An 11,721-nucleotide genomic window follows, 5' to 3' on the forward strand; every position below is an offset into this window, starting at 1 on the left:
CCGATCGGGGCCAGAAATCCGGTCTCGCCATGCAGCACCAGTTCGGGTATTCCTCCCGCCTGCGAGCCGATTGTCGGCACGCCGCAGGCCATCGCTTCCAGGGCTACAAGCCCGAAGCTCTCTTTCTCCGAAGGAAGCAGCAGCACATCCGCAAGTGAAATCACCTGGGCGATTTCATCCTGCTTGCCGAGAAACCGCACCTTGTCCTCGATACCCATTTCAGCGACCTTAGCTTGGATCTTTGGAAGCTCCGGCCCCTCTCCGACAAGCAGAAGACGGGCAGGGATTTCCTTGGCGACTCTATCAAAAATATCCACCACATCCCCAACTCGCTTGACCGGCCTGAAATTGGAAATATGCATTAAAATTTTTTCATTTGGAGACGCAAAATCTCCTCTCAGGTCGGAAACGTCTCTCGGGTAATAGACCCGCATGTCCACAAAATTGTAGGTCAGATCGATCTCGTTCGTAATATCAAGCACTCGGCGAGTCTCATTGATAAGGTCCTGGGACACCGCCGTTACCGCGTCGCTTTCATTGATGCCAAGCCGGATCAGATCCTTCAGCGATTCGTCCTGGCCCAGCACCGTTATATCCGTCCCGTGAAGCGTCGTTACCACTTTGACCTGCCCGCCGCCCACCATTTGCTTGGCCAAAAAGGCGCAGACGGCATGCGGAACCGCATAGTGGACATGAAGCAGATCCAGCTTCTCTCTCTTCGCTACCTGGGCCATTTTTGTCGCCAGGGCCAGATCATAAGGCGGATACCGGAACACGTAGTAGTCGTTAACTTCAACCTCGTGATAGAATATATTTTTCTGAAACGTCCCCAGACGGAACGGAACGCTGTGAGTAATAAAATGAACCTCATGGCCCTTTTCAGCCAGCAGCTTCCCAAGTTCCGTGGCCACTACACCGGAACCGCCGAGAGACGGATAACAGGTAATGCCTATTTTCAACAACCGGTCCATACGTCCGTCTCCTTTATTTATTTGCTGAATGGTGCGCGCGCATCCGCTTGTAGCGGACGCCCGCAACAATTCCATCTTATCCCTTGAACAAATCAACGGCATACGGAACCTTCGAAGCAAAGCCCTCGGCATAAGCAAATCCTCTGCGCTGCCCGACCAGCATATCTCTGGAACGGACCCGCTCGATATAGCCGTCGTTTAGCGGTGTCGCCACCATATCTTTTCCCTGCATTTTCTGAAATTGGGAAATATAGCAAGACAAGGCGGATTCCTTAACTCCATAGTGATTCGTCACGTCAATAACAAGATCTGTACGGCCCATATCGTTGATGAAGTAAAAATAAAGCTGCGGCGCCTTCACCGCCGGTAGCGACGGCTTATACCGGCGAAGCTTTGCATTAAAAACCGCCTCCTCCACGAGCCTGCTGCAGGCTACATGGTCGGGATGGCGGTCTTCCCAGTAGGGAGCGAACACGATATCCGGCGAGCAGCGGCGAATCTCCGCCGTTACCGCCGCAATTTGATCCTCGGTCAGTCGCAGTCCCCGGTCGGGCAGCCCCAAATTGAAGCGCGTCGAAGCGCCGAGCACGCCTGCGGCCCGGGCGGCTTCCTGTTTGCGGCCCTCCACCGTGCCGTTGGAGGACATTTCCGCTGCAGTCAGATCGCAGAGCCCCACCTTGAGACCGGCTGCCGTATGCTTGGCAATCGTTCCGGCCATTCCGATCTCCGCATCGTCGGCGTGGGCTCCAAATATAAGAATATCAAGCTTCATTCTTCAATACCCGGCTTGTACTTCTGCATCAGGTCCCGCCAGGCAAAATCGCCGCGGTCGATCGCCTTGACCAAAATTTCCGCAGTCGCGATATTAGTCGCCACCGGAATTCCGTATACGTCACATAACCGCAGCAGAGCCGATATATCCGGTTCATGCGGCTGCGCCATCAGCGGATCGCGCAGAAAAACAATCAGATCAAGCTTGTCCTGCGCCACAAGAGCGCCAATCTGCTGATCGCCCCCGAGAGGGCCCGACATGAAGCGGTGAATGTTTAAGCTTGTCGCTTCCATAATGCGCTGACCGGTCGTGCCGGTCGAGTACATTTCATGCCCCTGAAACACATGCTCATAAGCGGTTACAAAATTAACCATTTCATCTTTCTTTCGGTCATGCGCAATAAATGCAATCTTCATCGGTTTCTCCCCCGTTTATTCGATAAAGTGATCAAACCCGTATATCATTCCGGTATATTCCATGACTTTTTGGATCCCCAGCTTAACTCCAGGCATATACCCCGAACGCTCGTAGGAATCGTGGCGGATCTTCAGCGTCTGGCCGAAGCTGCCGAAGACAACCTCCTGCTGGGCAAATATCCCCGGGAGCCGCACGCTGTGAATCCGAAACCCGTTATAGTAACCGCCACGAGCGCCTTCGATCGTTTCCTCCTCCTGCGGATTGCCCTGACGCAGCTCCTCGCGCGCCTCGGCAATCAGCTCAGCCGTCTTGATAGCTGTGCCAGAGGGCGCATCCAGCTTCTGGTCTCCATGATACTCAATAATCTCCAGATTGGGAAAGTATTTTGCCGCCTGCGCCGCAAACTTCATCATCAGGATCGCTCCAATCGAGAAATTCGGGGCGATCAATCCGCCTATTCCCTGTTCCCGGCACTGCTTGTCCAATTCATTAATCTGCTCCGGCGTAAAGCCGGTCGTGCCGATAACCGGCCTTACACCATATTTAATCGCCGTAGCCGTATTGGAATACGCGGACTGCGGTATCGTGAAATCGACCAGCACATCCGCGCCGCCGGCAGACAGCGCCGCTTCGAGATCTGTTGTTACCGCCACTCCCGCTTCCGGGAGGCCCACCAACAGGCCCGCATCAATATCATGCAGTGAACGGTCCACCGCGGCGGCAAGCGTCAGCTCTTCATCCTGCAGAACCAGCTTAACGACTTCCCGGCCCATCCTGCCGCCGGCTCCTGAAACTACGACTCTGATTTTATTTTTCATATTAGATATGGCCCCCGCTTTCATTCATCTGGTGGTTACTGCACGTAATTCTGCAGTGATTTCTGCAGATCTTTCATTAATTCCTTCAAACCTTCATCGTCCGGATGAAGCATAATGACTTCTTTCATGGCCGCAATCGCCGCCAATGGATCGTTCACCCGGCTGTAAGCAATGGCCAGCCATACATAAGCATCCCCGTAAAGCGGATCAAGCTTCACAGCCTCCTTCAGCAAGGTGATCGGCCGGTAGGGATTGCTCCTGTGGCCGATAGCCTCCTCGAGCAACCGTCTGGCTTCCCGCACATGCAGCATGGCTTGCAGGTGCTGCAAATGCAGACGGTAATCCGGCTTCGCGCCGTCAAGCTTCACCGCGGCTCTGGCATGTTCGGCCGCCTTTTCCAGCTTCCCGCTGCGTGCGTAAGTGATTGAGCAGCGATACCGGACCTCCGGATCGTTCGGATCGGCCGAAATCGCGGCTTCGAAGCACACGATCGCTTCCTCAAAATCGCTTCGCAGAATACAGCGGTACGCCTCTTTGACATAATCGCCGGGACTCATGCCTACCACCCCCCGTCATATGCTTCATCATATGCGTCTGGGCCTAATCGGTGTTTTTTTTCGTCCACCGGTCCGCGTCCCGGGTATTAAATTTGTGCATGACCTTGTTCATGGTTTCCGTCAAATCGATGCCAAGGGAATTGGCAAAGCAAACGGTAATAAACAGAATATCACCCAGTTCCAGTTCGATGGAATTTTCCGGCTCGTCCGCCTTTTTCGGCTTCTCCCCGAAGGAATGATTGACTTCCCGCGCGAGCTCTCCTACTTCCTCGGACATGCGCGCAAGCATAGAGAGCGGACTGAAATAACCCTCTTTGAACTGCCCGATATAAGCGTCCACTTCCCGCTGTATTTCGGCGAGACTTTTCTCCATTTCCTGAAGGCGCTCCTTTCGATCTGCCGCATATTGCCTTTTCGTTTGCCCCTATGTTATCGTAAAGACGTTTTGAAGACAAATCTTTTTTGATGATCTCACGCCCTGATAATAGGTATACTTTCGCGCAAAGGAAGAAAAACTGCCGTAATAAACGGCATTACGGAGGAATCCATGAACACTTTGAAACTGACTTCAATCATCAAGACGGTCGCTCCGATCATGCTGGGAACCGCCGTTTACGCCTTCGGACTGCTTTATTTCATTATTCCCAATCATCTTATGGAGGGAGGAGTCACCGGGATTACCATTTTGCTGAATTACGGCTTCGACATTCCGGTGTTCCTTACGACCCTGCTGCTTAACCTTCCGCTGTTTCTCCTCGGCTGGAAAGAGCTTGGCGCAAAGCAAATCGCCTACACCGGCGTCGGCATCGGCTCGCTGTCATTCTTCCTGTGGCTCTTTGAGCGGATGATTGCCTTTGGATGGTTCGAGCCCTTTCAGACAGAGCATGACTTTATTCTGGCCTCTCTATACGCGGGAGTAACCCTTGGCCTTGGACTGGGCATCGTCTTCCGTTTCGGCGGCACGACCGGCGGCGTTGACATTGTGGCCCGCATGTGCGGCCGCCGTTTCGGCTGGAGCATGGGTCAGGTCATACTGGTCACTGATGTTGTTATTATCGGATTATCTCTTATTTACATCCCGAGAGAGAAAATTTTGTACACGCTTGTCGCTGTATTTATCGCTTCCCGAGTGATTGATTTTATCCAGGAAGGCGCGTACGCCGCCAAAGCCTTTACGATTATTAGCGACTTCGGACAGGAAATCGCCGACCTGATTACGAATGAAATGGATCGGGGCGTTACCCTCATTCCTTCAATCGGCGCTTATTCCAAGCAGGCAAAGCATATGGTATATTGTATCGTCTCCCGTCAGGAAATCCGGCAATTAAGCCGGCTGGTCAAGTCCGTCGATCCGCGGGCATTTGTCATTATAAGTGATGTGCACGACGTTCAGGGAGAGGGCTTCCGGGAGATCTGAACTTTGCAGCGGCATCCGTTATAACAAGCATAAAGAGCGGCCAAATGACCGCTCTTATATATTGTGCATTTCTTTTAGAAATCCATTTTCAGAACAGCTGCCACCGGCTCCTCTCGCCTCTATATTTCCTATAAGCGGTATAGAAAAGCGCAGCCAGAATAAATCCGGCACCGAGCCATCCCGCTAAGCCGTATTCCCGGGAAGTAAGCGGAACAGACAGCGCCGGTTCATCCTTTTCCTTGCCAAACATGACTCTGGCGGCCTCCCTGCCGTGAGAGACGGCATTCATGAGCTCTTCCCGTCCAGGAGGACGGCTCCCTGACGTAAGCCCGGCGGCATAGGACAGCCATGCGTCGAACCGGTTCACCTCTTCCGGTTTGCGGGTGATAATGACGGCTGGCCGAATCGTATCGTATCGTTCCTGAATATGGGAAACCGCCGTTTTCCAACCTGTCATATCACTCTTGGCTGCGCTTTGTTCCATATCGTTCAGATCCTCGCGGATCAGCTTGTAATATTGAAGCCACATCGGCTGACGGGGATGAGCCAAACTGTTGGCGGCAAGACGGAACCTAGCTGCGGATGTCTCCCAACGCTCCTGCTGTACGCTTCCCCCCGCCACGGCGGCTTTCATATCCATAATCGCCCCCGAGAGCGCGTTGACTCCTTCCACGGATGTAAGCCCATCGAAAGAAGACTGCACGAACAATCTGGAAATTACATCCATCGTTACCCTAGCCTTATTGATGTTCCCTTCCGTGACATAACCGTAGAGCGTCTCCGCCTGCTGCTCCAGCTTTAGAGCGTTCGCTTCGGCGGTAACCGGCGGCTGCGCTCTCTCCGCCGGCGATTGAGTCCGGCTTGAATCCGCCTGATTGGCAGCGGACTCGCTGTAACCCGACACGCTTGACGCATCCCATCCAGCCGTGCAGACCAATGCGACCAGCGTAATGAATATCCAATTCCTCCCGCGCAGCATGGGACATCCCTCCCTCCTGCCTTATGTTATGGCTTAGGGACAAGGATTAGAACGTCATATTCTCATTATTTGGCACGTCTTGCGTATACGCCTTTGGATGCGATCCAAGCGGCAGCCGCGCTGACGAGGGTCAGCAGAAAGGTAAAGGTCCGGACCTGCGGAACATCATCCGTAAGAACCCTGGGAAGCCAAGGATAAACGCCGTAGGAATAATCTACCGTATCATTAAGAAGAGTCCACAGCAGAGCCAGCGGAATCATCTTCCGGCAAATAAAAAACCGGGCATACAGCAGCGCTTCCACAGCCATTCCTGCGTGCGAAATCATCAGCATCCAATCCTGCCAAACAATCGGTCCTCCCTGATAGCCTCCCGCCGCAATTATGGATACGGCCCATATGCCGTACTTAACGGAAGTTACAACCGTAAGCGCCTCGATCAAGGCTCTGACCGTAATTCCTACCGCCGTCTTCGGCGGGTAGAGCAGCAGAATAAGCGCCAGCGTAAAGAACAAGCTAGCCGTTGGGCTGTCAGGCACGAAAGGCAACAGCCAGCTTGGGTAATGAGCGGCCGTATAGGCCAATTGATTGCCGTACCATATGTATCCGTAAATCGTTCCCGGGACATTAACTGCCAGCAAGAGCCAAATTATGGCCCGGTGCTTCAACAGTTTGTCCAGCTTCATTCCAACAATCGACACGTTAGGTCTCCCCCAAAGCATACAAAAACCTGACCGCAGCTATTCGATCAGGTTATGCGATATTATCTTTATTCTACTGTTCGGATTTTTGTTTCGCAAGCCACTCCGCCAAATGGTTGATATCCTGATCGGTTAACCCTGCGTTAATGGCTGTATCATACATGGGCGGCATCTTGTTATTGGAACCTTCTTTAATAATGGTCAGAATGGCTTCCTTATCGTGAGTATCGCCGACACCGCGAAGAGACGGTCCGGCCGCGCCCTTCAAATCAGCAGCGTGGCAGGCCACACATCCGGCCTTCTGAAAGGATGCCATCGCCGGATCATTCTTGTCTACGATGGCAATTTCTTTTGCCTGCGCAGCGCTGCCTGTCGGAAGCCCCTTTGCCCGGTTCTCGGCGGCTTTTTCCTCACGCTGCACATCTTCAGGCACCTGGCCGGTAGCCGCCATTTCACGCTTGTGCTCTGTCCAGGCGGTGTTCGTCAGGTAGAAAATGGCCGCGAGCGACAGAAACATCAGGGAGGAAGCAATCGGCCTGCGATAAAATCTGCGTTCTTTTCCTGTATCCAAAAAAGGAGCCAGCAGCAGGGAACCGAAAGCCACACCCGTAACCCCAAGCGTCCCGAGCACAATATAGTCTCCGGAAGCATACGGAAGCTTCAGATATTGGTACAAGAACAGAAAATACCAGTCGGGAACCGGGATGACCGTCGCGCCGGCGTTGGCGGGAAAGCCAAGCGGCGCAGGCTCCGAGATCGTCAGCACCAGAATGCCTACGAGCACTACGACGCCGACCATCCATTCCTTGAGGAGGAAGTTCGGAATGAACGCCTCCGATTTCCCAGGGTAAGCCGTATAGTCGGCAGGAGGGATAAAGCCGTCTCCCCGCCTGACGCGCGAATCGCCGACATAGACTATTTTTTCCTTGGAGTTGTCTTCATGAGCCACCTAAATGCCCTCCTCTCTTTCGAATGGTGCTCTTTACAACGGGCCGGAAATGCCTTGTCTGCGAATCATGATGAAATGTCCAACAAGCAGTATAAGCAGCAGCGCCGGGAGGAAGAATACATGGAGAGCGAAGAATCTCGTCAGCGTCTCCGCGCCGACAATGTCGCCGCCCTGCATCAGTTCCTTGAGTACCGGACCCAATACGGGCGTGGAATTGGCGATCTCCAGCGTGACTTTTGTGGCGAAGTAGGCCTTGTTATCCCAGGGGAGCAAGTATCCGGTAAGCCCCAGACCCAGCATCACGAAAAAAATAAGCATCCCGACGACCCAGTTCATCTCGCGCGGCGCCTTGTACGAACCGGTGAAGAATACCCGCATCGTGTGCAGAAACATCATGACAATAACAAGACTGGCCCCCCAATGGTGCATTCCGCGAACAATTTGCCCGAAGGCGACTTTGGTCTGCAAGTATTCGACACTGGCGTATGCGTTGATAATGTCGGGAACGTAGTACATCGTCAGGAACATGCCGGACAGAATTTGAATCACGGTTATAAAAAAGGTCAACCCGCCAAAGCAGTACACGAATGCGGAAAAATGATGCGCCGGGTTCACATGCTCAGGAACCTCGTGATCGGCCACATCTCTCCAAATCGGCGTAATATCCAGACGTTCGTCAATCCAGTTGTAGATATTTTTAAACATCGGCGGTTACGCCTCCTTGGCGGCCTCGGTATTCGGCACGATATCGCCGAGGTATACCCAGCCATTTTCGATTTTCGTCTTGTATTGATCGAGCGGCTTCGGCGCAACGGCCAAATTTTTGCCCGCTTTGGTATAACGCGCTCCGTGGCAGGGACAGTGGAATTCATCCGGGGTAGCCTTATTGTTATTCCATCCAACCGTGCAGCCCAAATGCTTGCAGATCGGTGAAAGCGCATAAATTTCTCCCCGTTCGTTTTTGCGGATCCACGCGGTCAGCGTCGCTGTGCTGGCGTACCATCCGTCCTGCTGCTTCAGCTCAAACGTGAATTCCTGGGGCTGATCCGTTATTTTGGATTCTTCCGCCACCTTGATGAAATCTCCCGCGCCTTTCTTATGTAGTATCGGGTCGACGGCGAAACGGATCATGGGCAGAAGTGCGCCCGCTCCCATAAAAGCGGTGGCTCCTCCGAGCGTATAGGTTAGAAATTGTCTGCGGGACATCTCTTTGCGGCTGGGCGGTTTCAAGTCCGGTTGTTCCTGCTCGTTATGGCTGCTCATGTTTGCGTTTACCCCCTGTTTCGGATTTGGGAAAGCGCCGGAGGAAGCAATCAAGCGTTTACAATGACTTATATCACATTTATATCCATTCAGCTTAATCATAGCTTAGCATCCAAAACCCGTCAATGGATCTAACTCTATAATAAATTGTCTATTTTCAGTCACATTTTCAATTTATATCTTTTTTCCACATTCGCTGTATTTCTTGCGCTGCAAGCCCAATCTCCCTAACGCTATTATCGTCGAAAAACCCTTTTATAGCAATAAGTAAATCGCTTTCAAAAATATCTTCGGCAGTCAGTGTACCCCCGGCATCCAGCACTATGGCGTACCGGAAATTACTGGATTTGACATTATGACAAATTTCATTTATTAAATGCTCTTTGTTATCAATATCATACTGCACCGCCGGGTATACTACGATCCGTCCCCTGAACGGACACTCAATCCTATCGATATAATCGCGCAGCTTCTCCAATCTCTCCATCGCCTGGGGCGGCGATTCCTGTCCTGTCAATCCTGTGAACGGAATGAGACAAGTATCATAATAATGGCCATTCGTTTCCCAGCTGCCGCTGTCGAAATCGCTGAATTTCATTCCAGCTCCCCCTCTTTCGGATAATCTGAAAGCGAAAATTTTTTCATAAAAAAAGATGCGCCGCTGGGCGCACCTCATTTATGCTAAACTTTTCAGTTCTTCTGTAAGGTTCCGGAATGCTTCCTCGTCGCCGATTGCCAGCGCCGTGTCAATCTCACGGTACAAGATGTCGCACCGGCGCTTGCGGAGCGCTTCGTCCCACACCATTTCTGCCGCGAGCCCTAACATCACTTCATAGGTTGCCTTCATTTTGTCCATTCGAATACACCTCCGCTGTTTATACTAATCCGTATTCTTTCCCTTTCTCCACATAACTGGCAGACGTTCGCGCCATCCGGAGCAGATCCTGGTCCATCAATTCCCGTACTACCTTGGCCGGAGATCCGAGGGAAAGGGTGTAAGGGGGAATTTTAATGTTTTCGGTTACAATAGAACCGGCTCCTACTAAAGCATATTCACCAATCTCTGCTCCGTTCAATACAATGGCACCCATTCCTATTAATGTTCCTTTGCCTATCCTGCAGCCATGGACAATTGCCCCGTATCCGACCGATATGTCGTCTTCAGCAGAAGCGGCGAAATTAATGGCCGAAGACCTAATGGTGAGATACCGTCGTTGCACAGCCCCCTTAGTAGTCTAAAGGAGAAGGTGCTGGGACTTAAGTTCTTTCCATACCCCATGTGGTCATTTTGATTACCGGGCCTGTAGCAGCTTCTCCCGCTCTGAGCATTCCCAGATGCAGCATCATACGCAAAATGCGTTTTTCCAAAATCGAATCGGCATCGTCGTAATAAAACGGCTTAATGAGCCAGCCCAGCGCCTCCTTTAAAGATTCTACTGTCACCCAGTCGTAAGCGCTGACACTGATCCAATGTACGAGTGATGGAAGATTTGGAATTGCACCTCTATAAAGTCTTAACCAAAAGGAGAAAATCTGCAACAGGGATTCGTATTTTGCTTCCTCCAAAACCGCCGCGCCCATGCTCGTCAGCTTTAGCCTCTGCCCTTCTTCCGCAATCCATCGCCGGTAGCGCGCATAGTCGTACAGGAGAGCCAGCCTTGGCGGGTAATGCTCGCAGGCTCTGCCGTAGCCGAACCTCCAGCCTCCTTTGGTCAGAAGCGGTTCGGAAATATGCAGGCTGTTCATCAGCTGCTGCTGGCATCTTTTGTACATAGCGCCTTCCAGATTCAATTCCGGCTCATTCTCTAAGACAAAACGCAGAAGGGTCAGCAAATCGGCGGCGGCTAGCTCACCTTCCTCCCTGTATACACCCGGCTCCCCGCTTATTTCGAGCCCTTCCTTAATCCTTGCCGCCATCCGGTCACGGAAGCGTTCCTTAAGATCTTTGGGAACTTGAAACAAGTATTTGGTATGCTGAGATGCACCGTTAAAGAGCCACCCCCCGTTTTTGAACCGGGTTACCATCTCGCGAAAGCCTCCGTTAGTTCCAGGCTGGGTCTCGAATGACGACGCTCTCGCTGCGGCAAGCAAATCCTCAAGTGTAAGATAGCTTCTTTCATCAAACAGCAGGGTATTCAGAAACCGCAAATCGTCTTGTGTGCATTCCCTCACTTGCGCTTCCATAAAGTCTTTGCTTCCAAGCGTTATGAGCAGGGTCTGAATAAGGTCATGCTTGGAATTTTGCTTACATTCGCACCGGTAACGGCCTGCTATGGCCGTCAACTGACTCATGTCCGCAAAGCTGAGCATATCCGCCAGATTCATCTTCATCGCCTCGCCGTTTTAATACCATTATGGGATGAATGGCTTTTTTTATTCCATTTTTCGTAAAAAAAATAACCCGAAGGCGATCGGGTTAACGCTGGTTTTGCAGGATATGCCGGGTACAGTTATACAGGAGCGGGTTCCATTCCTTATCTTTCTTCTCCAGAATCGTAAGGGAAAGATTGCCGATCCGCTGGGTGTATTTGTCCTTATAAAGCGCGACATAGAGTTGGGCGAGAAATCCGCCATGCGACACAACGAGCACATTCCGGTCCGGATGATTCGCCGATAAGTCCTCCATAAAAGCAAGCCCCCGCGCCTGAAGCTGTTCATCCTTTTCTTGGCCGAATTCCTGCTGGTTCCAGTTCTTTCCCCATCTTGCTTCACGCTCAGCGGCTGTAAGCCCCTCTACCTGTCCGTATGCGCGTTCTCTGATACGCTCGTCTGCCTCAAGGAGCGGAAGTCCGAGTCTTCCGGCAATAATTCTCCCCGTTTCTTCCGCACGGGAAAGGTTGCTAGTAATGCAGTAGTCCCAGCGGTATGGCTCCCCCCCCA

At 52.1% G+C, this 11,721-nt stretch carries 16 protein-coding genes and 1 pseudogene; 1 reads left to right on the forward strand and 16 read right to left on the reverse strand.

Annotated features, from left to right (window positions below):
* The 6 genes from bshA to L691_RS0123240 all read right to left on the reverse strand — a co-directional run.
* On the reverse strand, nt 1-971 hold a 971-nt coding region (bshA, locus tag L691_RS0123215; protein WP_025692677.1), incomplete at its 3' end, for an N-acetyl-alpha-D-glucosaminyl L-malate synthase BshA.
* A gap of 76 nt (nt 972-1,047) precedes the next feature.
* On the reverse strand, nt 1,048-1,743 hold the full coding sequence (gene bshB1 / locus L691_RS0123220) for a bacillithiol biosynthesis deacetylase BshB1 (protein WP_025692678.1): 696 nt from the start codon (nt 1,741-1,743) through the stop codon (nt 1,048-1,050).
* Nucleotides 1,740-2,159: a methylglyoxal synthase gene (gene mgsA / locus L691_RS0123225; protein WP_025692679.1), complete on the reverse strand. Its 420-nt coding sequence runs from the start codon at nt 2,157-2,159 to the stop codon at nt 1,740-1,742. Before mgsA ends, bshB1 begins: the two co-directional genes overlap by 4 nt.
* 15 nt (nt 2,160-2,174) lie before the next feature.
* Nucleotides 2,175-2,978, reverse strand: coding sequence for a 4-hydroxy-tetrahydrodipicolinate reductase (gene dapB, locus L691_RS0123230; RefSeq protein ID WP_025692680.1), 804 nt, complete (start codon nt 2,976-2,978; stop codon nt 2,175-2,177).
* Nucleotides 2,979-3,013: 35 nt separating this feature from the next.
* Nucleotides 3,014-3,535 carry a tetratricopeptide repeat protein gene (locus tag L691_RS0123235; RefSeq protein WP_025692681.1) on the reverse strand — a complete coding sequence of 174 codons (522 nt, stop codon included), beginning with the start codon at nt 3,533-3,535 and terminating at the stop codon, nt 3,014-3,016.
* 43 nt (nt 3,536-3,578) lie between these two features.
* The gene (locus L691_RS0123240) at nt 3,579-3,908 is read right to left on the reverse strand and encodes a nucleotide pyrophosphohydrolase (RefSeq protein WP_025692682.1); all 330 of its coding nucleotides are present in this window, start codon (nt 3,906-3,908) and stop codon (nt 3,579-3,581) included.
* Nucleotides 3,909-4,082: 174 nt separating this feature from the next.
* Between L691_RS0123240 and L691_RS0123245 the strand changes: the two genes are divergently transcribed.
* Nucleotides 4,083-4,952: a YitT family protein gene (locus L691_RS0123245; protein ID WP_025692683.1), complete on the forward strand. Its 870-nt coding sequence runs from the start codon at nt 4,083-4,085 to the stop codon at nt 4,950-4,952.
* Between the two features lie 88 nt (nt 4,953-5,040).
* On the opposite strand, the gene L691_RS29915 is transcribed toward L691_RS0123245, so the two are convergent.
* The 10 genes and pseudogenes from L691_RS29915 to L691_RS0123295 all read right to left on the reverse strand — a co-directional run.
* Nucleotides 5,041-5,931, reverse strand: a complete 891-nt coding sequence (locus tag L691_RS29915; RefSeq protein WP_025692684.1) for a sporulation protein YpjB — start codon at nt 5,929-5,931, stop codon at nt 5,041-5,043.
* Nucleotides 5,932-5,996: 65 nt separating this feature from the next.
* Nucleotides 5,997-6,629, reverse strand: a complete 633-nt coding sequence (locus tag L691_RS0123255) for a DUF1405 domain-containing protein (RefSeq protein ID WP_025692685.1) — start codon at nt 6,627-6,629, stop codon at nt 5,997-5,999.
* 73 nt (nt 6,630-6,702) lie between these two features.
* Nucleotides 6,703-7,578 (reverse strand): menaquinol-cytochrome c reductase cytochrome b/c subunit, encoded by an 876-nt coding sequence (locus tag L691_RS0123260; RefSeq protein ID WP_025692686.1) that lies wholly within the window; start codon nt 7,576-7,578, stop codon nt 6,703-6,705.
* Between the two features lie 33 nt (nt 7,579-7,611).
* Nucleotides 7,612-8,283, reverse strand: coding sequence for a menaquinol-cytochrome c reductase cytochrome b subunit (qcrB, locus tag L691_RS0123265; protein WP_025692687.1), 672 nt, complete (start codon nt 8,281-8,283; stop codon nt 7,612-7,614).
* A gap of 6 nt (nt 8,284-8,289) precedes the next feature.
* Nucleotides 8,290-8,841 (reverse strand): QcrA and Rieske domain-containing protein, encoded by a 552-nt coding sequence (locus L691_RS0123270; RefSeq protein ID WP_025692688.1) that lies wholly within the window; start codon nt 8,839-8,841, stop codon nt 8,290-8,292.
* 169 nt (nt 8,842-9,010) lie between these two features.
* Nucleotides 9,011-9,439 carry a DUF2487 family protein gene (locus L691_RS0123275; protein WP_025692689.1) on the reverse strand — a complete coding sequence of 143 codons (429 nt, stop codon included), beginning with the start codon at nt 9,437-9,439 and terminating at the stop codon, nt 9,011-9,013.
* A 78-nt stretch (nt 9,440-9,517) separates the two neighbouring features.
* Nucleotides 9,518-9,697, reverse strand: coding sequence for an IDEAL domain-containing protein (locus L691_RS0123280; protein WP_025692690.1), 180 nt, complete (start codon nt 9,695-9,697; stop codon nt 9,518-9,520).
* 19 nt (nt 9,698-9,716) lie between these two features.
* Nucleotides 9,717-10,001: pseudogene (locus L691_RS0123285) on the reverse strand (gamma carbonic anhydrase family protein); the annotation flags it as partial.
* A gap of 97 nt (nt 10,002-10,098) precedes the next feature.
* On the reverse strand, nt 10,099-11,166 hold the full coding sequence (locus L691_RS0123290) for a hypothetical protein (protein WP_025692692.1): 1,068 nt from the start codon (nt 11,164-11,166) through the stop codon (nt 10,099-10,101).
* Between the two features lie 91 nt (nt 11,167-11,257).
* The coding region (locus L691_RS0123295; protein ID WP_025692693.1) for a histidine phosphatase family protein at nt 11,258-11,721 on the reverse strand (464 nt) is incomplete at its 5' end.

The sequence above is a fragment of the Paenibacillus zanthoxyli JH29 genome (assembly GCF_000520715.1).
Lineage (GTDB): Bacteria > Bacillota > Bacilli > Paenibacillales > Paenibacillaceae > Paenibacillus_AQ > Paenibacillus_AQ zanthoxyli.

Coding starts and splice junctions, on each gene's coding strand:
- L691_RS29915 (WP_025692684.1), bottom strand. CDS start 5,931: ATGCTGCGCGGGAGGAATTGGATATTCATTACGCTGGTCGCATTGGTC.
- L691_RS0123240 (WP_025692682.1), bottom strand. CDS start 3,908: ATGGAGAAAAGTCTCGCCGAAATACAGCGGGAAGTGGACGCTTATATC.
- dapB (WP_025692680.1), bottom strand. CDS start 2,978: ATGAAAAATAAAATCAGAGTCGTAGTTTCAGGAGCCGGCGGCAGGATG.
- bshB1 (WP_025692678.1), bottom strand. CDS start 1,743: ATGAAGCTTGATATTCTTATATTTGGAGCCCACGCCGACGATGCGGAG.
- L691_RS0123245 (WP_025692683.1), top strand. CDS start 4,083: ATGAACACTTTGAAACTGACTTCAATCATCAAGACGGTCGCTCCGATC.
- L691_RS0123280 (WP_025692690.1), bottom strand. CDS start 9,697: ATGGACAAAATGAAGGCAACCTATGAAGTGATGTTAGGGCTCGCGGCA.
- L691_RS0123270 (WP_025692688.1), bottom strand. CDS start 8,841: ATGAGCAGCCATAACGAGCAGGAACAACCGGACTTGAAACCGCCCAGC.
- L691_RS0123290 (WP_025692692.1), bottom strand. CDS start 11,166: ATGAATCTGGCGGATATGCTCAGCTTTGCGGACATGAGTCAGTTGACG.
- L691_RS0123235 (WP_025692681.1), bottom strand. CDS start 3,535: ATGAGTCCCGGCGATTATGTCAAAGAGGCGTACCGCTGTATTCTGCGA.
- qcrB (WP_025692687.1), bottom strand. CDS start 8,283: ATGTTTAAAAATATCTACAACTGGATTGACGAACGTCTGGATATTACG.
- L691_RS0123275 (WP_025692689.1), bottom strand. CDS start 9,439: ATGAAATTCAGCGATTTCGACAGCGGCAGCTGGGAAACGAATGGCCAT.
- mgsA (WP_025692679.1), bottom strand. CDS start 2,159: ATGAAGATTGCATTTATTGCGCATGACCGAAAGAAAGATGAAATGGTT.